Annotated in this window: 17 protein-coding genes and 1 tRNA gene; 11 read left to right on the top strand and 7 right to left on the bottom strand. The window is 71.4% G+C overall.

The window, feature by feature from the left end:
• The first annotated feature begins 9 nt into the window (after nt 1-9).
• From ACFYZA_RS09930 to ACFYZA_RS09910, 5 genes are read left to right on the top strand one after another with little or no spacing between them, the layout of a single operon-like run.
• On the top strand, nt 10-204 hold the full coding sequence (locus ACFYZA_RS09930; protein WP_388488972.1) for a hypothetical protein: 195 nt from the start codon (nt 10-12) through the stop codon (nt 202-204).
• Complete coding sequence (locus ACFYZA_RS09925; protein ID WP_388488970.1) at nt 204-1,751, top strand: DNA cytosine methyltransferase; 1,548 nt, start codon at nt 204-206, stop codon at nt 1,749-1,751. The genes ACFYZA_RS09930 and ACFYZA_RS09925 overlap by 1 nt, the downstream gene beginning before the upstream one ends.
• On the top strand, nt 1,748-3,139 hold the full coding sequence (gene repSA / locus ACFYZA_RS09920) for a replication initiator protein RepSA (protein WP_388488967.1): 1,392 nt from the start codon (nt 1,748-1,750) through the stop codon (nt 3,137-3,139). Before ACFYZA_RS09925 ends, repSA begins: the two co-directional genes overlap by 4 nt.
• Entirely contained in the window at nt 3,136-3,324 is a 189-nt protein-coding gene (locus ACFYZA_RS09915) for a helix-turn-helix domain-containing protein (protein WP_388488965.1), read from the top strand. The genes repSA and ACFYZA_RS09915 overlap by 4 nt, the downstream gene beginning before the upstream one ends.
• Complete coding sequence (locus ACFYZA_RS09910; protein ID WP_388488962.1) at nt 3,324-4,490, top strand: tyrosine-type recombinase/integrase; 1,167 nt, start codon at nt 3,324-3,326, stop codon at nt 4,488-4,490. Before ACFYZA_RS09915 ends, ACFYZA_RS09910 begins: the two co-directional genes overlap by 1 nt.
• Before the next feature lie 55 nt (nt 4,491-4,545).
• Here ACFYZA_RS09910 and ACFYZA_RS09905 read toward each other — a convergent pair.
• Nucleotides 4,546-4,620: transfer RNA gene (locus ACFYZA_RS09905), tRNA-Val, on the bottom strand.
• A 170-nt stretch (nt 4,621-4,790) separates the two neighbouring features.
• Between ACFYZA_RS09905 and ACFYZA_RS09900 the strand changes: the two genes are divergently transcribed.
• The 5 genes from ACFYZA_RS09900 to ACFYZA_RS09880 all read left to right on the top strand — a co-directional run bounded on the left by ACFYZA_RS09900 (nt 4,791) and on the right by ACFYZA_RS09880 (nt 8,920).
• Nucleotides 4,791-6,152 carry a hypothetical protein gene (locus ACFYZA_RS09900; RefSeq protein WP_382591538.1) on the top strand — a complete coding sequence of 454 codons (1,362 nt, stop codon included), beginning with the start codon at nt 4,791-4,793 and terminating at the stop codon, nt 6,150-6,152.
• Between the two features lie 104 nt (nt 6,153-6,256).
• Complete coding sequence (locus tag ACFYZA_RS09895) at nt 6,257-6,778, top strand: DUF4383 domain-containing protein (protein ID WP_382591541.1); 522 nt, start codon at nt 6,257-6,259, stop codon at nt 6,776-6,778.
• Between the two features lie 188 nt (nt 6,779-6,966).
• The gene (locus ACFYZA_RS09890) at nt 6,967-7,662 is read left to right on the top strand and encodes a FadR/GntR family transcriptional regulator (protein WP_388488958.1); all 696 of its coding nucleotides are present in this window, start codon (nt 6,967-6,969) and stop codon (nt 7,660-7,662) included.
• On the top strand, nt 7,659-8,588 hold the full coding sequence (locus ACFYZA_RS09885) for a sugar kinase (RefSeq protein ID WP_388488956.1): 930 nt from the start codon (nt 7,659-7,661) through the stop codon (nt 8,586-8,588). The genes ACFYZA_RS09890 and ACFYZA_RS09885 overlap by 4 nt, the downstream gene beginning before the upstream one ends.
• Nucleotides 8,589-8,704: 116 nt before the next feature.
• Nucleotides 8,705-8,920: a zinc ribbon domain-containing protein gene (locus ACFYZA_RS09880; protein ID WP_382591550.1), complete on the top strand. Its 216-nt coding sequence runs from the start codon at nt 8,705-8,707 to the stop codon at nt 8,918-8,920.
• A gap of 33 nt (nt 8,921-8,953) precedes the next feature.
• On the opposite strand, the gene ACFYZA_RS09875 is transcribed toward ACFYZA_RS09880, so the two are convergent.
• The 4 genes from ACFYZA_RS09875 to ACFYZA_RS09860 all read right to left on the bottom strand — a co-directional run bounded on the left by ACFYZA_RS09875 (nt 8,954) and on the right by ACFYZA_RS09860 (nt 14,141).
• Complete coding sequence (locus tag ACFYZA_RS09875) at nt 8,954-9,613, bottom strand: O-methyltransferase (protein WP_388488952.1); 660 nt, start codon at nt 9,611-9,613, stop codon at nt 8,954-8,956.
• A gap of 42 nt (nt 9,614-9,655) precedes the next feature.
• Entirely contained in the window at nt 9,656-10,471 is an 816-nt protein-coding gene (locus tag ACFYZA_RS09870) for an HAD family hydrolase (protein ID WP_382591556.1), read from the bottom strand.
• Nucleotides 10,468-12,897, bottom strand: coding sequence for a phosphoribosyltransferase (locus ACFYZA_RS09865; RefSeq protein WP_388488949.1), 2,430 nt, complete (start codon nt 12,895-12,897; stop codon nt 10,468-10,470). The genes ACFYZA_RS09870 and ACFYZA_RS09865 overlap by 4 nt, the downstream gene beginning before the upstream one ends.
• A gap of 71 nt (nt 12,898-12,968) precedes the next feature.
• The gene (locus tag ACFYZA_RS09860) at nt 12,969-14,141 is read right to left on the bottom strand and encodes an HpcH/HpaI aldolase/citrate lyase family protein (protein ID WP_388488946.1); all 1,173 of its coding nucleotides are present in this window, start codon (nt 14,139-14,141) and stop codon (nt 12,969-12,971) included.
• Between the two features lie 200 nt (nt 14,142-14,341).
• On the opposite strand from ACFYZA_RS09860, the gene ACFYZA_RS09855 reads away from it, so the two are divergent.
• Nucleotides 14,342-15,133, top strand: a complete 792-nt coding sequence (locus ACFYZA_RS09855; RefSeq protein WP_388488944.1) for a TerD family protein — start codon at nt 14,342-14,344, stop codon at nt 15,131-15,133.
• A 33-nt stretch (nt 15,134-15,166) separates the two neighbouring features.
• Here ACFYZA_RS09855 and ACFYZA_RS09850 read toward each other — a convergent pair whose 3' ends face one another.
• Nucleotides 15,167-15,904 (bottom strand): Tellurium resistance, encoded by a 738-nt coding sequence (locus tag ACFYZA_RS09850; RefSeq protein ID WP_382591569.1) that lies wholly within the window; start codon nt 15,902-15,904, stop codon nt 15,167-15,169.
• Between the two features lie 153 nt (nt 15,905-16,057).
• The gene (locus tag ACFYZA_RS09845) at nt 16,058-17,200 is read right to left on the bottom strand and encodes a DUF475 domain-containing protein (RefSeq protein ID WP_382591698.1); all 1,143 of its coding nucleotides are present in this window, start codon (nt 17,198-17,200) and stop codon (nt 16,058-16,060) included.
• Nucleotides 17,201-17,345 lie beyond the last annotated feature (145 nt).

Raw genomic sequence — 17,345 nt, 5'->3', positions numbered from 1 at the left:
AGCTCCATCATGACCGACCACGCCCCTGCCCCGGGACAGGTATGCCCGAACTGCGACGGCTTCGCCGCAGCCGCCGTCACCCTGGGCGGACGCGACCGGCACGGCCACCGCCGCACCATCACCGCCCACTGCCCGTCCTGCCACGGCACCGGACGCGCTCCGCGCCGCCTCGTCCCCTCCGGCTCCGTCGGGGGTGGTCGGTGATGGGCCGCTCAACGCTCCCTCGGCACACTCGTGGTGCTCTGCGCCGGGCAGCGACCTCCCGGGCCACCTCCATCCACCTGTTCTGCGGTGCCGGGGGCGACTCCGACGGATTCCGCCGCGCCGGCTTCGACGTCGTACTCGGCGCCAACCACTGGACCCGCGCGGTCGAGACCCACGCCGCGAACTTCCCCGACGCCGAACACCTCTGCGTCGACCTCGACCACTACGACATGCGGCGCCTGCCCAAGGCCCGCGTCCTGGTCGGCTCCCCGATCTGCACCGAGGGCAGTCCCGCCGACGGGGTCAGCCGCCCCAAGGCTCCACCCACCCCGGGCCAACTGGACCTCCTGGAACAGGGCCCCATGCACGACGCCGCTTGGGAGCGCACCCGTCTGACCGCGTACGACATCCTGCGTGCCGCCGAAGTCGGCAACTTCGACGCCGTCGTGTGCGAGAACGTGCCCCGCTTCGCCACCGCCTGGCCGCTGTTCACCTGGTGGCTGCACGCATGGGAGATCCTCAACTACCGGTACCAGATCGTCTCGGTGACAGCCGCCCACGTCGGCGGCGACGACAACGAGCACGCCCCGCAATGGCGTGACCGCATCTTCATCGTCTTCACGCGCATCGACATGCCCGCGCCGAACCTCGACGTCCGCCCACCCGCCTGGTGCTCGGGCTGCGAGCAGGACGTACTGGCCGTGCAGTCGTGGCGCAACAACCGGAAGGTCGGCAAGTACCGGCAGCAGTACGACTTCCGGTGCCCCAGCGCCCGCTGCCGCTTCCAGATCGTGGAGCCATACGTACGGCCCGCCGCCAGTGCCATCAACTGGTCCGACCTCGGTATCCGCATCGGCGATCGCGCCCAGCACGGCCGGGGACCCTTGGCCGCCGCCACCCTCCGAAAGATCCGACTCGGGCTGACCAAGCACCGGGTGCCGTCCGTCGTCACGGTCAACCACGCCGACCAGGGCGACGGCCGAGCCTTCCCCGCGACCGCAGCACCACTGCCGACCCGCACAGTCCGGATCGGCGACGGCATCGCCGTACCGCCCCTGCTCGTTCCGGCAGGCGGCACCTGGAACACCGACGCGTCCGCCGTCACCGTCCCCATGCGAACCCGCACCACCCGCGACGCCGAAGCACTGCTGCTGCCCGCCCCGTTCATCACCGAGCACCGCGGGGGCGGCTCCACCACCCGTTCCATCGGCGATCCCCTCGGCTCGATCACCGCCGGGGGCAACCATCACGGTCTCGTCATCCCGTACCGCAAGGGCGGCCCGACCACGACCGGCAACCCGCTCCACACCGTGGCCACGAAGGAATCGGCGGGCGTGGTCCTGGGCGCCGACACCGACGTGCCGGACATCGCCGTGGAGGACTGCTACTTCCGGATGCTGTCCCCGCGCGAGCACCTGCGTGCCCAGCGCTTCACCGACGACTACACCGTGCTTGGCCACGGCGGCGAGCAGACCAAGCAGGCCGGGAACGCGGTGCCCGGCAACGTCGCCCAGTGGATCGCCTCCCGCCTCCTGGAGGTGCTGTGACTGCCACTGCGCCCCCGGCGTTCCTGACCGACCCGACCACCCTGGGCGACCTGCTCAGGGTGGCATCGGCCGACGACTACGACCGCTGGCAGGATCAGATCCGCCGCACCGGCGGCTGCGCCGACCCGATCCACCTCACCGGCTGGACCCTCACCAAGGACAAGACCACCGGCGAGACCCTCCACCACTACTCGACGGAGAGCGAGCCCGGCGGACGCCTGCGCCTCGCCTGCGGCAACCGGCGCGCCTCCCGCTGCCCCTCCTGCGCCTGGACGTACGCGGGCGACACCTACCAACTCATCCGCGCCGGACTGGCCGGCGACGACCGCCGCGACATCTCCACCACGGTCCGCGACCACCCCCGCGTCTTCGCGACCTTCACCGCCCCCTCCTTCGGCCCGGTCCACAACCGGCCCGACCGCGGCGCCTGCCGCTGCGGCACCCGCCACGCCGATGGTGACGCAGCCCTTGGCACCGCACTGGACCCGACGACGTACGACTACGCGGGCACGGTCCTCTTCAACAACCATGCCGGTGACCTGTGGATGCGTTTCACCAACCGGCTCCGTCGCGAGATCGCCAGGCGGGCTGGGCTCACCCAACGCGAACTCGCCGAAGCCGCCCGAATCTCCTACGGCAAGGTCGCCGAATTCCAGCACCGCGGCGCCATCCACTTCCACGCCGTGATCCGCCTCGACGGACCCAAAGGCCCGAACACCGCGCCGCCATCCTGGACCTCGGTATCGCTGCTCACGGACGCGATCAACGCCGCCGCTCACCACGCGTACACGACCGTGAGCGTCCCGGCCTCGGGCGACCATCCGGCCCGCACCTTCCGCTGGGGCCGACAGCTCGACGTGCGCCCGGTCACGTCCTTCGGAGACGGCTCGGACCTCACCGAACTGGCGGTCGCCGCCTACGTCGCCAAGTACGCCACCAAGGCAGCCGAGAACACCGGCACGCTCGACCGCCGCGTCGGCGAACTCGCCGAACTCGACCGCCACGGAGTCCCCGACCACGCCCGCCGCCTGATCACCGCATGCCGTGACCTCGACGACGCGTACCCGGACCGGCGGCTGTGGGCCTGGGCGCACATGCTCGGCTTCCGGGGCCACTTCTCCTCGAAGTCCCGCCGCTACTCCACCACCCTGGGCGAACTCCGCCAGGCCCGCGCCGACTTCCGCGCCGCCCAAGAACGCGAAGCCCTCGGCCTCGACCGCGAGCCGGACACGGTCCTCGTCCTGGCCGACTGGCAGTACGCCGGCCACGGCCACACCCCAGGCGAATCCGCCCTCGCCGCCACCATCGCCCGCAACCTTCAGACCAACCGAGAGACCTCCCGCGAAGCCCTGCAAGACCAACTGGCCCTGGAAGGAGCCGCAGCATGACCACCGCCACCACGGAACTGCTGACCGTGCCCGAAGTCATGGCTCGGCTCAAGCTCGGCCGCTCCACCGTCTACGACCTGATCCGTTCACGGCGCCTGACCTCGATCGCAATCGGTCGGTCCCGACGCATCCCCGCGGACGCCGTTCGGGACTTCATCGTGAAGCAGATCGAGGAAGCTGCCTGATGACAACCCAGCGCAAGCGAAACCCCAACGGTGCAGGCACCATCACCCAGCGGAAGGACGGCCGATTCCAGGCTGCCGTCTACGTCCTCCAGCCCGACGGCACACGTGCCCGCAAGTTCGCCTACGGCAAGACCTGGGCCGAGTGCGACATCAAGCGTCGCGCACTACTCGACAAGGTCGACAACGGCGTCCCCGTACCGACCCGATCGATGAAGCTGTCCGAGTGGCTGCTGTACTGGCTGGACAACATCATCAAGCCTCGCCGCAAGAGGACCACCGCCGCCAAATACGAAGTGCACGTGCGGCTCTACCTCGTTCCGATGGTGGGCTCCAAGCGGCTGGAATCGCTCAGCGTGGCCGACGTCCGCCGCTTCCTCGTCCAGTTGGAGAAGAAGACGACCGCGGCCACCGCCAGGGAGGCGCATCGGGTCCTTCGTACCGCTCTCACTGCGGCCTGCCGCGAAGAGCTGGTGACTAGGAACGTCGCAACACTCGTCGAGCCCCCGACGGTCAATGCCCGAGATCTCTCGCCCTGGTCGTTGAACGAGACGCTCGACTTCCTCGCCGCCGCCCGGAAAGACCCCCTCTACGCCGCATTCGTACTCGCCATCGCACTTGGCCTTCGCCGGGGTGAGATCGTCGGTCTTCGCTGGGAACACGTCGACCTCGACAAGCGGGAGATCAGGGTCAGGACACAGCGGCAGAGGGTGGCTGGGGAGGCGTACGACGACGATCCCAAAGGCCGTAGGCGGAAGCAGACTCTTCCCCTGCCCGACATCTGCGTGGCTCCTCTGCGGTGGCAGCGAATGCGGCAGGCCGCTGCCCGTGATCGTTTAGGAGATATTTGGGAGACGACCGGCTACGTCTTCACCACCCGTACAGGTCAGCCCATCGAGCCGCGCAATCTGTACCGCTCGTTCACCCGTGTCGCGAAGAACGCCGGTCTCCGGGTGATTCGGCTTCACGACGCCCGGCACGGTACGGCGACCCTGCTCACCGCAGCCGGCGTCCCGCCCCGCGTCGTCATGGAGATCCTCGGTCACAGTCAGATCGCCGTGACGATGAACGTCTACGCCCACGTCGTCCAGGACACACAGCGCGAGGCTGTGGGTCACTTGGACCGCCTGCTCAGGCAGCGACCAGCCGTGAGCGACCGTCCGCGTTGATGTCAAAAATAGATGTCGAAGGCCCCCCGCCATGATCGGCGAGGGGCCTTCGTGCTGGTGGGCGTGGACGGTTTCGAACCGCCGACATCTGCTTTGTAAGAGCAGCGCTCTACCCCTGAGCTACACACCCGTGGATGAGGGAACAGCGTACATGGCCCCAGGGGTGCCGCCGCAAACCCGATATCGGGGGAACAGCGGGCGGGAGAACCGGGGAAGAAGCGTGAACTGACCGGGCCGTGTGTTCGTCCTTACCTGGTGGGAGAATGGACCGGGCAGGGCGACACAGCACGGGAGAGGGATGTGACGGCGACACACGCGCGGCCGTACAGCAGAGCGGGTGCCACCGTCCGGGACGTGCTGGCGCTCATCGCGTTTCCCCTGGTGCTCGGCGCCGCCGTGCTGCCGGGCGCCTTCGCCGGCGGCGGTACGCGCCGCTGGTTCGGCGGGCGCGGCGAGAGCGTGCGCGCGGACGCGCAGGCCGCCAAGGACGCGGCGGCCGCGGCCTTCTACGAACTGGACACCGCCCAGCGCGATCTGCGGATCTCCATCGAGACGATCACGGCCGTGGACAGTTCGCCCGGCGCCCAGCGGGCCGTCGACGACTTCGCCGCGCTCGGCCGCCGCATCGACGAGGTCTCCAACCAGTACATCAACGCGGTCGACGCCCACGACCTGGACCGGGACGATCTGGACGCCGCCGTCGCCGCCCGCGCCCGGACCGAACTGACCGCCGCCAAGGACGAACTCGTCCGCGTCAAGGGCGAGCTGGACCGCTACGAGCAGAACCTGCGGCCGCTGCTCGACACCGCCGAGACCCAGCTCGCCCGGCTCGCCCCCGCCGTCGAGCGGGCCCGGCAGGCGCTGCTCGGCGCCAGCACCGCCCTGGACGAGGTGCGCGCCTCGGGGCTGCGCGCCGACGACCTCGCGGCCCGGCTCGCCGCGCTCGGGCCGGAGCTGACCAAGCTGAACCAGGGCGCCGGCCGGCACGGCGTGCCCGAGACGCTCCAGCGCGCCGACCGGGTGCTGCGCGACGCCGAGGCGCTGCGGTCCGAGGCCGAGCAGCTGCCCGCCAAGGCCGCCGAGATCGACCGCAGGCTGGTCTCGCTGCGCACCCGCGCGCAGGCGCTCACCACCCGGGCCGGCGGGGTCGACCCGGTGCTCAGCGAGCTGCGCCGCCGCTTCGCGGCCGCCTGCTGGCAGGACCTCCAGCAGGTGCCCGAGCAGGCCGCCGTCTCCGTGCGGCAGGCGGAGGACAAGCTCAAGGAGGCGGCCAAGGCGCGCGACGAGCAGCGCTGGCCGGACGCCACCTCGCTGCTCAGCACGGTGCGGGCGCTGCTCAACACCACGGACGAGGCGGTCTCCGCCGCGGGCGACCGGCTCCAGCGGCTCAACGCCGTCGCGAAGGACCCGCAGCAGGAGATCCAGCGCACCCGGTTCGCGATCCGCGACGCGCAGCGCCTCGCGATGTCGGGCCGCAACACCCCCGATCCCCGGCACGCCCGTCCCCTGGACGAGTCGGTGGCCCGCCTGGAGCGGGCGATCGCCACGCTCGAAGGACGCCACCCCGACTACTGGCACTTCCTCACCGAGACCGAGGCGGTCCGCCAGGCCGTGGCCCACGTCGTGGCCGGCATCCGCGAGGAACTCGGCCACGGCGCCTGACCTGTGGCACGGCGGGAGCCGCCGCTGAGTTGTTGCGGACCCCGCCCGGGCGGATCCTTGAGTACGTACGCCCCGCGTGCCTAGGGACGAGGAGGGCCCCCACTATGGCCACCCACACGATCTCGCAGCGCTTCAACCACAGCCGGGTCTCGCTCAACGAGCACCTGCCGGTCGACCACCGCCTCAACCGCGTCTACCGTTACGGCGCCGGAGCCATGGGGGTCATCCTGCTGGTCTTCGGCATCCTCGGTCTGGTCCACCAGATCGGCTTCTTCTCCACCGGCGGGGACACCGTCGCCGGGCTCAACACCAACGGCGCACTGAGCGTCATCTCCATCGTCGTCGGCCTGCTGCTCCTGTACGGGGCGTTCCGCGGCGGCAACTTCGCCTCCACGCTCAACATCGTGCTCGGCGTGCTGTTCCTGATCAGCGGGTTCGTGAACCTCGCGCTGCTCGACACCTCGCACAACATCCTGGCGTTCCGGATGCAGAACGTGCTGTTCAGCTTCGTGGTCGGGCTGCTCCTGATGGTGTTCGGGATGTACGGCCGCGTCACCGGCTTCCTGCCGCACGACAACCCGTACTGGAGGGCCCGCCACGAGCCGGCCGACGAGGAACGGCTCTGATCGACCCCACTCGCCGCGTGGGCGGCCCGGCCCGGGATGCCTGAGGCTCCCGGGCACAGGCTCCCGGGCACAGCCGCGTACCCAGATGTCCGGTTAATTGCTAATTAACTAGTACTTGTGCAACTCTTTACCTCACCCAGGGCAAACGTTGACCCTTTCGTCCGGGGCGAGCGAAGAGGAGTGACCACGTGAGCGAGGCCGCCTACATCGGGCGCGGGGTCCACCGGACCGCCGTCGAGGGCCTCGCCCTGCGGATCTTCGACGGTACCTACGACGAGGGTGACACCCTCGAACTGCCCGCACTGATGGCCGAGTTGGGCGTGAGCCAGACCGTGCTGCGCGAGGCCGTCAAGGTGCTCACCGCGAAGGGACTGCTCGACGCCCGCCAGAAGCGGGGCACCTTCGTCCGGCCGCGTGCCGACTGGAACCTGCTGGACAGCGACGTACTGCGCTGGAAACTCGCGGCCGGTGCGCCGCCGGACTTCTTCGCCGACGCCCTGGAGCTGCGCCGCGCCATCGAGCCGGCCGCCGCCTCGCTCGCCGCCGCACACCGCACGGAGGAGGACCTGTCCGCCCTGGACGGCTCGCTCGCCGCCCTGCGCGGCACGGGCGGCGACCCCGTGCTCGCGGTGCGGGCGGACATCTCGTTCCACAGCGCCCTGCTCACCGCCTCCCACAACCGCTTCTTCGTCCAGCTGCGCCGGGTGATCGTGCCCGCGCTCGTGGCGCGGGGCGGACACGACCGCTCCGGTGGCCGCGCGGGCCCGGTACCGGCCCACGCCGAAGTCGTCCGGTCCGTGCGGGAGGGCGACGGGGACGGCGCCCGCATGGCCGTCCTCGAACTGCTCGGCCTCCCCGCGCGCGAGCAGGGAGCCGGCGCATGAGCGTGTTCACCTTCGGCGAGACGGTGCTCGCGCTGCGCGGCAGCGGGCCGCTCGGGCTCGGCGGCGCCATGGACGTCACGGTCACGGGCGCCGAGTCCAACGTGGCCACGGGTCTCGCCCGGCTCGGGCACGAGGTGCGCTGGGCGGGCGCGGTCGGCGCGGACGAGGCCGGCGAGCTCGTGCTGCGCACGCTGAGGGCCGAGGGCGTCGACGTGTCGGGGGCCTCCCGTGACGAGGGGGCGCCGACCGGTCTGGTCCTGTTCGAGCCCCGGCCGCCGGGCCCGACCCGGGCCCACCCCTACCGGTCCGGGTCGGCCGCGTCCCGCATCCGGGCCTGCGCGGTGGCCGAGGCCTTCGCGGCCGCCCCGCCCACCCTGCTGCACCTGACCGGAGTCACCCCGGCGCTCGGCCGCGCTCCCCAGTCGGCGGCCTGCCTGGCGCTCCAACTCGCCTCGGAACACTCGGCTTTGGTCTGCCTGGACATCAACTACCGCCCCGAGCTGTGGAGTTCGGCGGAGGCGGCAGAGGTGCTGCGGGAGTGGGCGCCGAAGGCCGACGTGCTCGTCGCCACCGACGACGAGCTGGCGCTCTGCCTGCCCGAGGACGCCCCCGCCGACACCGAGCGGCGGGCCAAGGAGCTGCTCGCCCTTGGCGTCGGCGAGATCGTGGTGAAGCGGGGCGCCGCCGGGGCGACCGTGTACGCGGCGTCCGGCAGGCTCCACCGCCCCGCCCGCGCCGTACGGACCCTCGACGCGGCCCGCACGGGCGACGCCTTCGTGGCGGGCTACCTCTCGGGGCTGCTCGACGGCGTCCCCACCGCCGCCCGCCTGGAACGCGCGACGGCCGCCGATGCCTTCGCCTCCGCCGGGCCCGGCGACTGGGAGGGCGCCCCGACCCGCGCCGAGCTGGCCCGGACGACGGGCTGAGACACACCCCTCGAACCCCTCCGGGCCGGGCCGCGGCGGTGACCCGGCCCGGAGGCCCGCCCCTGGGGCCGGAGGTGGACGGACCCCCGGCCCCAGGTACCCCCTAGTCTGGGCCCATGCCTCGCTACGAATACCGCTGCCGCTCCTGCGGAGACACGTTCGAACTCAGCCGCCCGATGGCCGAGTCCGCCGCCCCCGCGATGTGCCCGGTGGGCCACGACGACACGGTGAAGCTCCTGTCCACGGTGGCCGTGGGCGGCTCCGCCAAGCAGGGCCCGGCGGCTCCCTCCGGGGGTGGCGGCGGCTGCTGCGGGGGCGGCTGCTGCGGCTAGCCCGTTCCGCCGCGCGGGTGCGGGGCCGTGGAACTACCGGCGCCGGGACAGCGTCAGGCCGTCCGCGACGGTCAGCAGGACGCTGTCCATCCGCTCGTCCGCCACGACATGCTCGTTGAACGCGCGAATCGCCGCCGGCGCCCCCGTGGCCCCGGGGTCGAGGACCCGGCCGTGGAAGAGCACGTTGTCCGTGGCGATGAGCCCACCGGGCCGCAGCCGGGGCACCAACTCCTCCCAGTACGCGATGTAGTTGTCCTTGTCGGCGTCGAGGTAGGCGAAGTCGATGTGCGGCTCGGCCGGCATCGCCCGCAGTGTGTCGAGCGCGGGCGCGATCCGCAGCTCGATGCGGTCCGCGACCCCCGCCTTAGCCCACGCCTCCCTGCCGTACGCCGTCCACTCCTCGGAGACGTCGCAGGCGATCAGCTTCCCGTCCGTGGGCAGCGCCTGCGCCATGGCCAGGGCCGAGAACCCGGTGAAGGTGCCGACCTCGACGACGTGACGGGCATTCACCAGGCGGACCAGGAAGGCGAGGATCGGGGCCTGCTCCTCCGCCGACTGCATGCCCGCGTGGTCCGGTAGCTGTGCGTACGTGGTCTCCACCAGACCCCGCTGCACCGCGTCCAGCGGCGGGTTGTGGGCCAGCATGTAGGCGTACAGCTCATCGGTGATTTTGGTGCTGTTTCCCTTGGTCATGCGGCGACCGTACCCGCTGCCGACCCGCTCCGAGACCCTTCCTCAGGATGCCGCGCGGGCCAGGAAGCGGCGCAGGATCTCCTCCCCCGCGAGCACCCCGCACTCGGCCAGCGCCTCGGTGCCCGGCGCCTGCCAGCCCGCCTCGGCGAGCTCGCCGTGGCCGGGGCGCCAGCCCTGGTCGGCGGCGAGCAGCAGGTCGGCGTCGAGGAGCGAATCCCCTGCGGCGAGGGTGAGTTCGGCGCCGGTGCGGCGGGCGACCTCGCGTACCGCCGCGCTCTTGGTGAGCGGCTTGGGCACGGCGTAGATCTTGCGGCCCTGGAGCGAGACGGTCCAGCCGCGCGGCTCGGCCCAGAGCGCGAGCTCCTTGACCCACCCCTCGGGCAGCAGCTCCCGCTCGACCACGAGGTAGGCGAAGAGGTCCTCGGCGATCCGCTCCTTGCGCAGCCAGGACGGGTCGGCGGTGGCCCGCAGATGGGCCCGCACCTCGTCGAGGGGGGCGCACTCGGCGGCGATGCGGTCGGTCACCGCGCGCGCCCAGTCCTGGTCGGCCACACCGTTCACGAGCAGGTGCCCGCCGTTGGCGCAGATCGCGAACCGCGATGCGGGGCCCGGGAGTTGGATGCGCTGGTACTGCTTGCGGGTGCGCGTCGTGGTGGGCACGAACACGGTGGCCGACTTCAGCTCGGCGAGCAGCCGGGCCGCTTCCTCGGTCACGTACGAGAGCGGCTTGTGCTCGTGGACCTCGACACACAGGAGCCGCGGCGCCCGGTGGTCGGGCATGGTGAGGGCGAGGGCGGCGGCCGAGTAGATCAGGGTGCGGTCGAGGTCGCTGGCGACCAGGACGGGCGGGGTGCTCACTTGGCGCCCACCGCCTTGCCGTCGGCGCCGGTGGCGCCCCGGGTGAACTGGGGGTGAATCAGGCCGACGCAGCTGTAGGGCAGCCCGTCCACCTCCTCGACCGGCACCCCGCGCTGCGCGGCGAGCAGCCTGACGTGGTCGAGGTCGGCCCCGGCGCCGCGCCCGGCGAGGATCTTCCAGGGGACCCGGCGCAGCAGCACCCGGGTGGTCTCGCCGACGCCGGGCTTGACCAGGTTGACGTCGTGGATGCCGTACTCCTCGCTGATCCGCTCGACGGCGGCCCAGCCCTCCCAGCTCGGGGTGCGGTCCGTGTCCCGCAGCGCCTTGGCTTCGCGGTCGACGTCCGCCGCGACCGCGTCGAAGCGGGCGGCGACGGCGTCGAGGAAGTCGCCCGACACATCGGCGTCGGCCAGCTCGCGGTAGAACTTGCCGCCGTGGAAGTCGCCGGGGCCGATGAGGTCCTGACGCAGCACGGTACGTGAAATCAGCCCGGACACCGTCGAGTTGAGGCAGGCCGACGGGATCAGGAAGTCCTCACGGGTGCCGTACGTCCGCACACAGGAGCCGGGGTCCGCGAGCACGGCGATCTCCGGGTCGAACCCCGCGAACTCGGGGAACTCCCCTATCGCCGCCGCCAGTTCGCGGGTGATGGCGCCCTTGCCGGTCCAGCCGTCGACGAAGACGACGTCGGCGGGGTCGTGGTGGGCGGCGAGCCAGCGCAGCGCGTTGGGGTCGATGCCCCGGCCGCGCACGATGGACACCGCGTAGTGCGGCAGGTCCAGGCCGTGCCGGTACTGGGCCCAGCGGCGCATCAGCACACCGACGGGCGTGCCCGCGCGGGCCAGCGAGACGAGGACCGGGCGGGGCGACCGCTCGGCCAGGACCGTCTCGGTGACCACGCCGACGGCCCGCGCGATCCGGTCGGCCGAGGCGTCGAGCGCGGCGCGGAACAGCTCCTGGTACTCGGGGCTCGGCTGGTACTCGACCGGCAGCGACTCCGCGTAGTGGGCGCCGCCGCTCTGGATGGCCTCCTCGCGCTCCTCGGTGGGGGCTTCGAGCTCGACCCCCGACAGGTCCTTGAGCAGCCAGCCCACCTCGTCGGGGGCGTAGGAGGAGAAGGCGGGACCGCGAAGCGGCTCGGGCATGGGGGCACCTTCGGGTACGTACGAGGGCAGCACGGCGAGCACGACGTGCGGGATGTGGGCGGCGAGCTGGGCCAACAGGCCCTCGGGGGCGTGCAGTTGGGGGGTGTCGGCGGCCGAGTCGACGACGGCGACGACCGCGTCGAAGCCGCCGCCCACGACGTTGTACGCGTACCGTTCGCCGGGCCCGTCGGCCGGGTCGTCGTGGGCGGGGAAGGCGAGCCTGGTGCGGATGGCGTACCCGGGGTCGTCGAGGGCGAGCACGGGCGAGCGGGTGGTGGTGGAGTAGCGCACCTCGGCGCCGCCCAGCTCTCCGAGGGCGACGGCCAGGCGCAGCGGCGCGTACATCAGCTCCTCGAAGCCGAGGACGAGGACCCGGCGCGGGGTCCCGGCGGCGGCACCGAGCGCCTCGGCGAGCCTGCCCGCCATACCGGGCAGCGCCGCCTCAAGGGCGGCCCGGTGGGCCGGGGTGAACCCGTGCCGGCCGCCGTCGGGCAGGCCGGCCGGCCAGCCGAGGTCCACGCGGTGCGCGCAGCTCAGGAGTTGAGCGCCGCTCTTACGAAGCAGTTGTCCCCGGTTGGCCGTCTCGTGCTCCTCCACCAGCTTGCGCCCCTTCTCAAGGACCCCCTCAGGCAGCCGGACCGTGCCCGACGCCGAGGCGATCAGGTCGACGCGGGCGCCGGTCTCGGCGGCGAAGGCGGTGAGGCGGTCGCGGTCCCGCGGGGAGCGCATGTCGACGAGGGCGACGATCACGTAGTGGTCGCGGGGGTAGCGGGCGTGCAGGTCGCGAATGGTGTTGAGGACCGTGTTGCCGGTGGAGAACTCGTCGTCGACCAGGACCAACGGGCCCTGCCCCGCGAGGAGTCGGGGGTCTTGTGGCAGCAGGAGGTGGGAGGTGGCGTGGGAGTGGGACTCCTCGAAGCCGCCCGCCGTGGCCACACCGGGCACCGGGCGGCGGGTGGAGTGCAGGTACGGGGCGAGGGCCAGGCCGTCGGCCACCGAGTGGCCGAGCCCCGTCGCGGTCTCGGCGTACCCGAGCACCACGGCCCGCGCGGCCGCCTCGTCGCCGAGCAACTCCCGTACCCGTACGCCCAGTTCGTATCCGGCGCCCCACACCACCGAGGGGCGCTGCGGCACGTGCTTGCCCAGGACGTTGGAGACGAGCAGATGGGCGCGCTTCGGGTTGCGGCGCAGGGCGAGGCCGAGCAGCGCGCTCAGGCGCTCGTCCCCGACGAGCTCGACTCCGAGCCGCTCGGCCACCCACGTTCCCGACCACTCAACCACGTTGCTGTGTCCCTCTGTTCGTTCGTACTCGTCCGTGCTCGTCGCCCGCGCCACTCGTCCGGGCCGGCCGTTCAGGCGTTTCCGACGGCCAGGCCGGCCGTCAGCAGGTCCACGAAGCCGACGTCCTCGGCGGCGACGCCGAACACCTCGGCCCGCAGCAGGGTGCGCTCGGCCCAGGCCCGGTGCGGCTTCACCTCGTTCATCTTGTTCGTGTACGCCGAGCGCAGCACACCGCCGCCGCCCCGTTCGGGCCGCAGGATGTCCTGGGCGTCGCTGAACTCCTCGTGGCTGACCACCGACAGGGCGTGCACGGGCACCACGTGCGAGGGGTGGATGCAGGTCTTGCCGAGCAGCCCGTTGGCGCGGTCGAGCTCGATCTCGCGGAGCAGTCCGTCGAGGTCGTGCTCGATCAGAGCGGTGCGCAGTTCCTCGGCGCGGCCTTCGAGGAAGGGGCTGCGGCGCAGCTGGGGCTTGAACATCCGCTCCTGGAGCCGGAAGTACTCCCACACCGGGCCCGTGATGGTGAAGCCGCTGCCGTCGGCCCGGCCCAGCACGTTCACCACGTCCGCGATGACTCCGGCCACGATCTGGACGTCGTAGGCGGTCATGTCGGGCGAGCGGCGCAGCCCGTAGCCGGAGCAGAAGTCGGTGACGCCGAGGCGCAGGGCGAGGACGCGCTCGCGGTACTTCTCCACCGCGCGAGCGATTCCGGCCAGGGTCTCGGCCCGGGTCTCCAGATGGAGCAGCTCGGGCGATTCCAGGACGGGCATCGCGAAGAGCCGGCGTCCGCTCGCGGACTCGGCGGCGGTCAGCGCCTCCAGGAAGCCGATGCCCCGGTCCTCGGTGAACTTCGGCAGGACGAAGCCGCACAGGAGCCGTGCCGAGGCGCCGAGGCGGTGGACCAGGTCGGGTATCTGGAGGGGCTCGCGGACCCGCACGAACAGCAGCGGGACCTCCTCGCCACGGGCGTCGAGGTCGGCGAACTGGCGCACCAGGTTGGCCTCGGCGGCCACCACCTCGGCGTCGTCTATCGAGTCCTCCAGGCAGAGCACCATGGACACGACGCCGCGGCGGGCCTGCTTCAGGACGTCGTCGGCGAGGGCGGGGCGGGTCGCCGGACTGTAGAGCGTGGCGCCGAGGGCAGCCGCGAGGACGCGTGCCGGGGAGCCCGCGGTGAACTCGCAGGGCTCCTGATGGAAGAGGCTCTTCCGCGCGGCCGGCGGGAGGTGCCCGAAATGTCGCATATACATCCCCCGTACTGCCAGGACGGCCGAGAATTTGGGTGGCCGGTAATAGTACGTAGGAACACGTGTCAAGAGTTCCCCAAGTGCGTGAAATTCAGGTAACTCGTCTGCATCATCCGTCCCGTACGTGGTCGGCGAGTACGCCGCGAGGCGTACCCGGCCGGGCCCCGCGTTGTCCGCGGGGGTCGCGGGAAGGCAGGATGACGGGCATGACGCACGCGATGCTGAAGGGATCGAACGTCCCGCTGGAGGCCCCGGCCGTACGGGCCGTGCTCCGCTGGTCGCCCGGCGCCGACGTCCCGGACGTGGACGCCTCGGCGCTGCTGCTCGCCGCCGACGGCCGGGTGCGTTCGGACGAGGACTTCGTCTTCTACAACCAGCCCCGCCACCCCTCGGGCCTGGTGCGCAGGCTGCCCAAGAAGCGCGTCGCGGAGGGGCTCACCGACACCGTCGAGGCCGACCTGGCCGCGCTCGACCGTTCCGTCGACCGGGTGCTGATCACCGCCTCGTCCGACGGCGCGACCTTCCGTGCCGTCCGCGACCTGCGGATCCTGCTCTTCGACGCGGCGGGGTCGGGGGGCGAGCCGGTCGCCCTCTTCGATGTGAAGCCGGAGACCGGCGAGGAGACGGCGATCATCTGCGGCGAGCTGTACCGCCGCGGCGACGGCTGGAAGTTCCGCGCGGTGGGCCAGGGCTATCCGACCGGCCTGGTGGGCCTCGCCACCGAGTACGGCATCTCGGTGGACGACGGCGAAGGTCCCGACCGCGCCGACAGCGCGCCGAGCGCGCCCTCCGTGCCCCAGCCGCTGCCGCAGCACATGGCCCAGCCCGCGTACGGCTATCCGCATCCCGCTCCCCCGGCGCGGCCGCCGGCCGCGCAGCCGTCGTACGGCTATCCGCAGCCCACCTCGCCGCAGCCCGCCTACGGCTACCCGCAGCCCGACCCGGCGTTCGTGCTGCCGCCGATGGGGCCGCAGTTCATCCGCCAGTAGGACGCCCGGCGCGGGGCTGCGGGCCGCCCCGGCTCAGGCCTTGGTCTTGTAGCCCCGGCCCCACTGGAGCCCCCAGCCGTACAGGCGGTCCAGCTCGGCCTGGAAGCCGTAGACGAACTTCACCTCGCGCCGCACCACCATGTCGCCCTTGACGTTCTCGATGGAGACCACGGCGCAGGAGCGGGCCTCGGGGGCGCGCTCGTCGAGCTCGATCTCGATGCGCGGGCCGTTGCTCGGGTAGAGCGTCACCTTGGCGTGGGTGCGGTCGAAGGCCGGGGTCTGGTCGTAGATGTAGACGAAGACGAGCAGCCGCTTTATCTCGTCGCGGTGATCGAGGTTGACGAAGACCGTCTCGCCCGAGGCCGAGCCGAACCGGTCGTCGCCGCTGCACTCCACATAGGGCGGCTTGTTGGTCGCGCCGAAGAAGTTGCCGAGCGGCTGGACCACGCCCTTGGTGCCGTCCTGGAGCTCGTAGAGACAGCCGAGGTCCAGGTCGACGTTGACCATGGACTGGGTGTGGCCCTGGACCATCTCCGGCTTGAAGAACTGGAGCGGGTGGCGCAGCAGCCGTCCGCTCTGGTCGGGCTTGCCCCCGAAGTCCGAGGTCCGCATCCGCCAGGACAGGTTGACGCGCAGGCTGCCCGTGTTGGCGCCCTGCTTGCCGAGGGAAACCGTGTTGTGCCGTCGGGTCAGCTCGATCGTGTTGGTCGCCGCGCTGCCCGAGTCGAACTGTGAGGCCCTGCCTCGCCACAGGCCGTCCCAGAACGCCATTGCCCCCACCCCATAGGTCCGTGAACCGTCCCCGCACACAATGCCCTGCGGGGCGGCCGGCGAGGCCGGAGCCTCGTGACCGCCCCGCAGAGAGCGTTCCTCAATCGAAGCCGGATCACACGCGCCAGGGCGTGCGCTCCGGAAGCACGGGGGTCACACCCCGGAGCCGACTTCCGCCGGTTCGCCCGCGCCGTCGCCGCCGGCCGCCGCCAGGCGCCGGTTGCGGCGCACGGAGGAGAAGAAGGACCAGGCGATGAGGACGACGCCGACCAGGCCGGTGATGACCTCGTTGATCTCGTACTGGATGGTGACGAGCAGAATCACGGCCAGCGCACCGATCGCGTAGTGCGCCCCGTGCTCCAGGTAGACGTAGTCGTCCAGGGTGCCCTGGCGGACCAGGTAGACCGTGAGCGACCGTACGTACATCGCGCCGATGCCGAGGCCGAGCGCCATCAGGACGATGTCGTTGGTGATGGCGAAGGCGCCGATGACGCCGTCGAAGGAGAACGACGCGTCCAGGACCTCCAGGTAGAGGAACATGAAGAACGCGGCCTTGCCGGCCATGGCCACGGCAGAAACCTTGCTGCCGGTGCGCCTGGCCTCTTCCTCGGCCTCGTGCTCGCGCTCCTCGTCCTCTTCCAGACGGTTCTCGAAGAAGCCGGAGAGGCCGCCGACGACCAGGTACGTGATGAGGCCGGCGATGCCGGAGATCAGCACCGTCTGTGCCTTGTCGACGTGTGCTCCGCCGTGCTGGTGGGCGTGGGTCGCGAACGTCATGGCGGCGACGAGCAGGACGATCATCGCGATGCAGACCGACAGCATGTCGATCTTGCCGAGCTTGGCCAGCGGGCGCTCCAGCCAGGCCAGCCACTTGATGTCCCGGTCCTCGAAGATGAAGTCGAGGAAGATCATCAGCAGGAACATGCCACCGAAGGCGGCGATCGACGGGTGCGCGTCGGTCACCAGCTGCTGGTAGCGGTCGGCGTCGTTCAGCGCCAGGTCGACCGCGTCGATCGGGCCGACCTTGGCACTGATCGCGACGATGACGACGGGGAAGAGCAGTCGCATGCCGAAGACGGCGATGAGGACGCCCACGGTGAGGAAGATCTTCTGCCAGAAGGCATTCATCTTCTTCAGGATTCCGGCGTTGACCACCGCGTTGTCGAAGGACAGCGAAATTTCGAGCACGGCCAGGATGGCGACGACCCCGAGGGCCGTCCACCCGTCGTAGAGGACGGCCAGGGCCAGGCCGATCGCGGTGATCACGAATGACCAGCCGAAGGTTTTCAGAAGCACTGACTTCCCCATCGTGTAGAGCATCGTGTTGAGCGGGCCGACCCCACGTAGAGCGGGTGTCCCCCCGCACCGCGCACGGCTTCACGCTGCTGTCTCCCGGGGGATGACCCCCAGGCCCCCGGAAGGGACCGCCCCGACGGCACTC

This window comes from Streptomyces sp. NPDC001828, from assembly GCF_042892175.1.
Taxonomy (GTDB): domain Bacteria; phylum Actinomycetota; class Actinomycetes; order Streptomycetales; family Streptomycetaceae; genus Streptomyces.
The sequence above is the reverse complement of the archived record's forward strand: the minus strand, read 5'-3'. Positions and strand labels throughout refer to the sequence as shown.

What these genes read in the sequence shown, in the direction of transcription:
- ACFYZA_RS09875 (WP_388488952.1), bottom strand. Translation starts at nt 9,613, where the DNA reads ATGACCAAGGGAAACAGCACCAAAATCACCGATGAGCTGTACGCCTAC.
- ACFYZA_RS09915 (WP_388488965.1), top strand. Translation starts at nt 3,136, where the DNA reads ATGACCACCGCCACCACGGAACTGCTGACCGTGCCCGAAGTCATGGCT.
- ACFYZA_RS09925 (WP_388488970.1), top strand. Translation starts at nt 204, where the DNA reads ATGGGCCGCTCAACGCTCCCTCGGCACACTCGTGGTGCTCTGCGCCGG.
- ACFYZA_RS09930 (WP_388488972.1), top strand. Translation starts at nt 10, where the DNA reads ATGACCGACCACGCCCCTGCCCCGGGACAGGTATGCCCGAACTGCGAC.
- ACFYZA_RS09850 (WP_382591569.1), bottom strand. Translation starts at nt 15,904, where the DNA reads ATGGCGTTCTGGGACGGCCTGTGGCGAGGCAGGGCCTCACAGTTCGAC.
- ACFYZA_RS09885 (WP_388488956.1), top strand. Translation starts at nt 7,659, where the DNA reads ATGAGCGTGTTCACCTTCGGCGAGACGGTGCTCGCGCTGCGCGGCAGC.
- ACFYZA_RS09895 (WP_382591541.1), top strand. Translation starts at nt 6,257, where the DNA reads ATGGCCACCCACACGATCTCGCAGCGCTTCAACCACAGCCGGGTCTCG.
- ACFYZA_RS09910 (WP_388488962.1), top strand. Translation starts at nt 3,324, where the DNA reads ATGACAACCCAGCGCAAGCGAAACCCCAACGGTGCAGGCACCATCACC.
- ACFYZA_RS09855 (WP_388488944.1), top strand. Translation starts at nt 14,342, where the DNA reads ATGACGGGCATGACGCACGCGATGCTGAAGGGATCGAACGTCCCGCTG.
- ACFYZA_RS09860 (WP_388488946.1), bottom strand. Translation starts at nt 14,141, where the DNA reads ATGCGACATTTCGGGCACCTCCCGCCGGCCGCGCGGAAGAGCCTCTTC.
- ACFYZA_RS09880 (WP_382591550.1), top strand. Translation starts at nt 8,705, where the DNA reads ATGCCTCGCTACGAATACCGCTGCCGCTCCTGCGGAGACACGTTCGAA.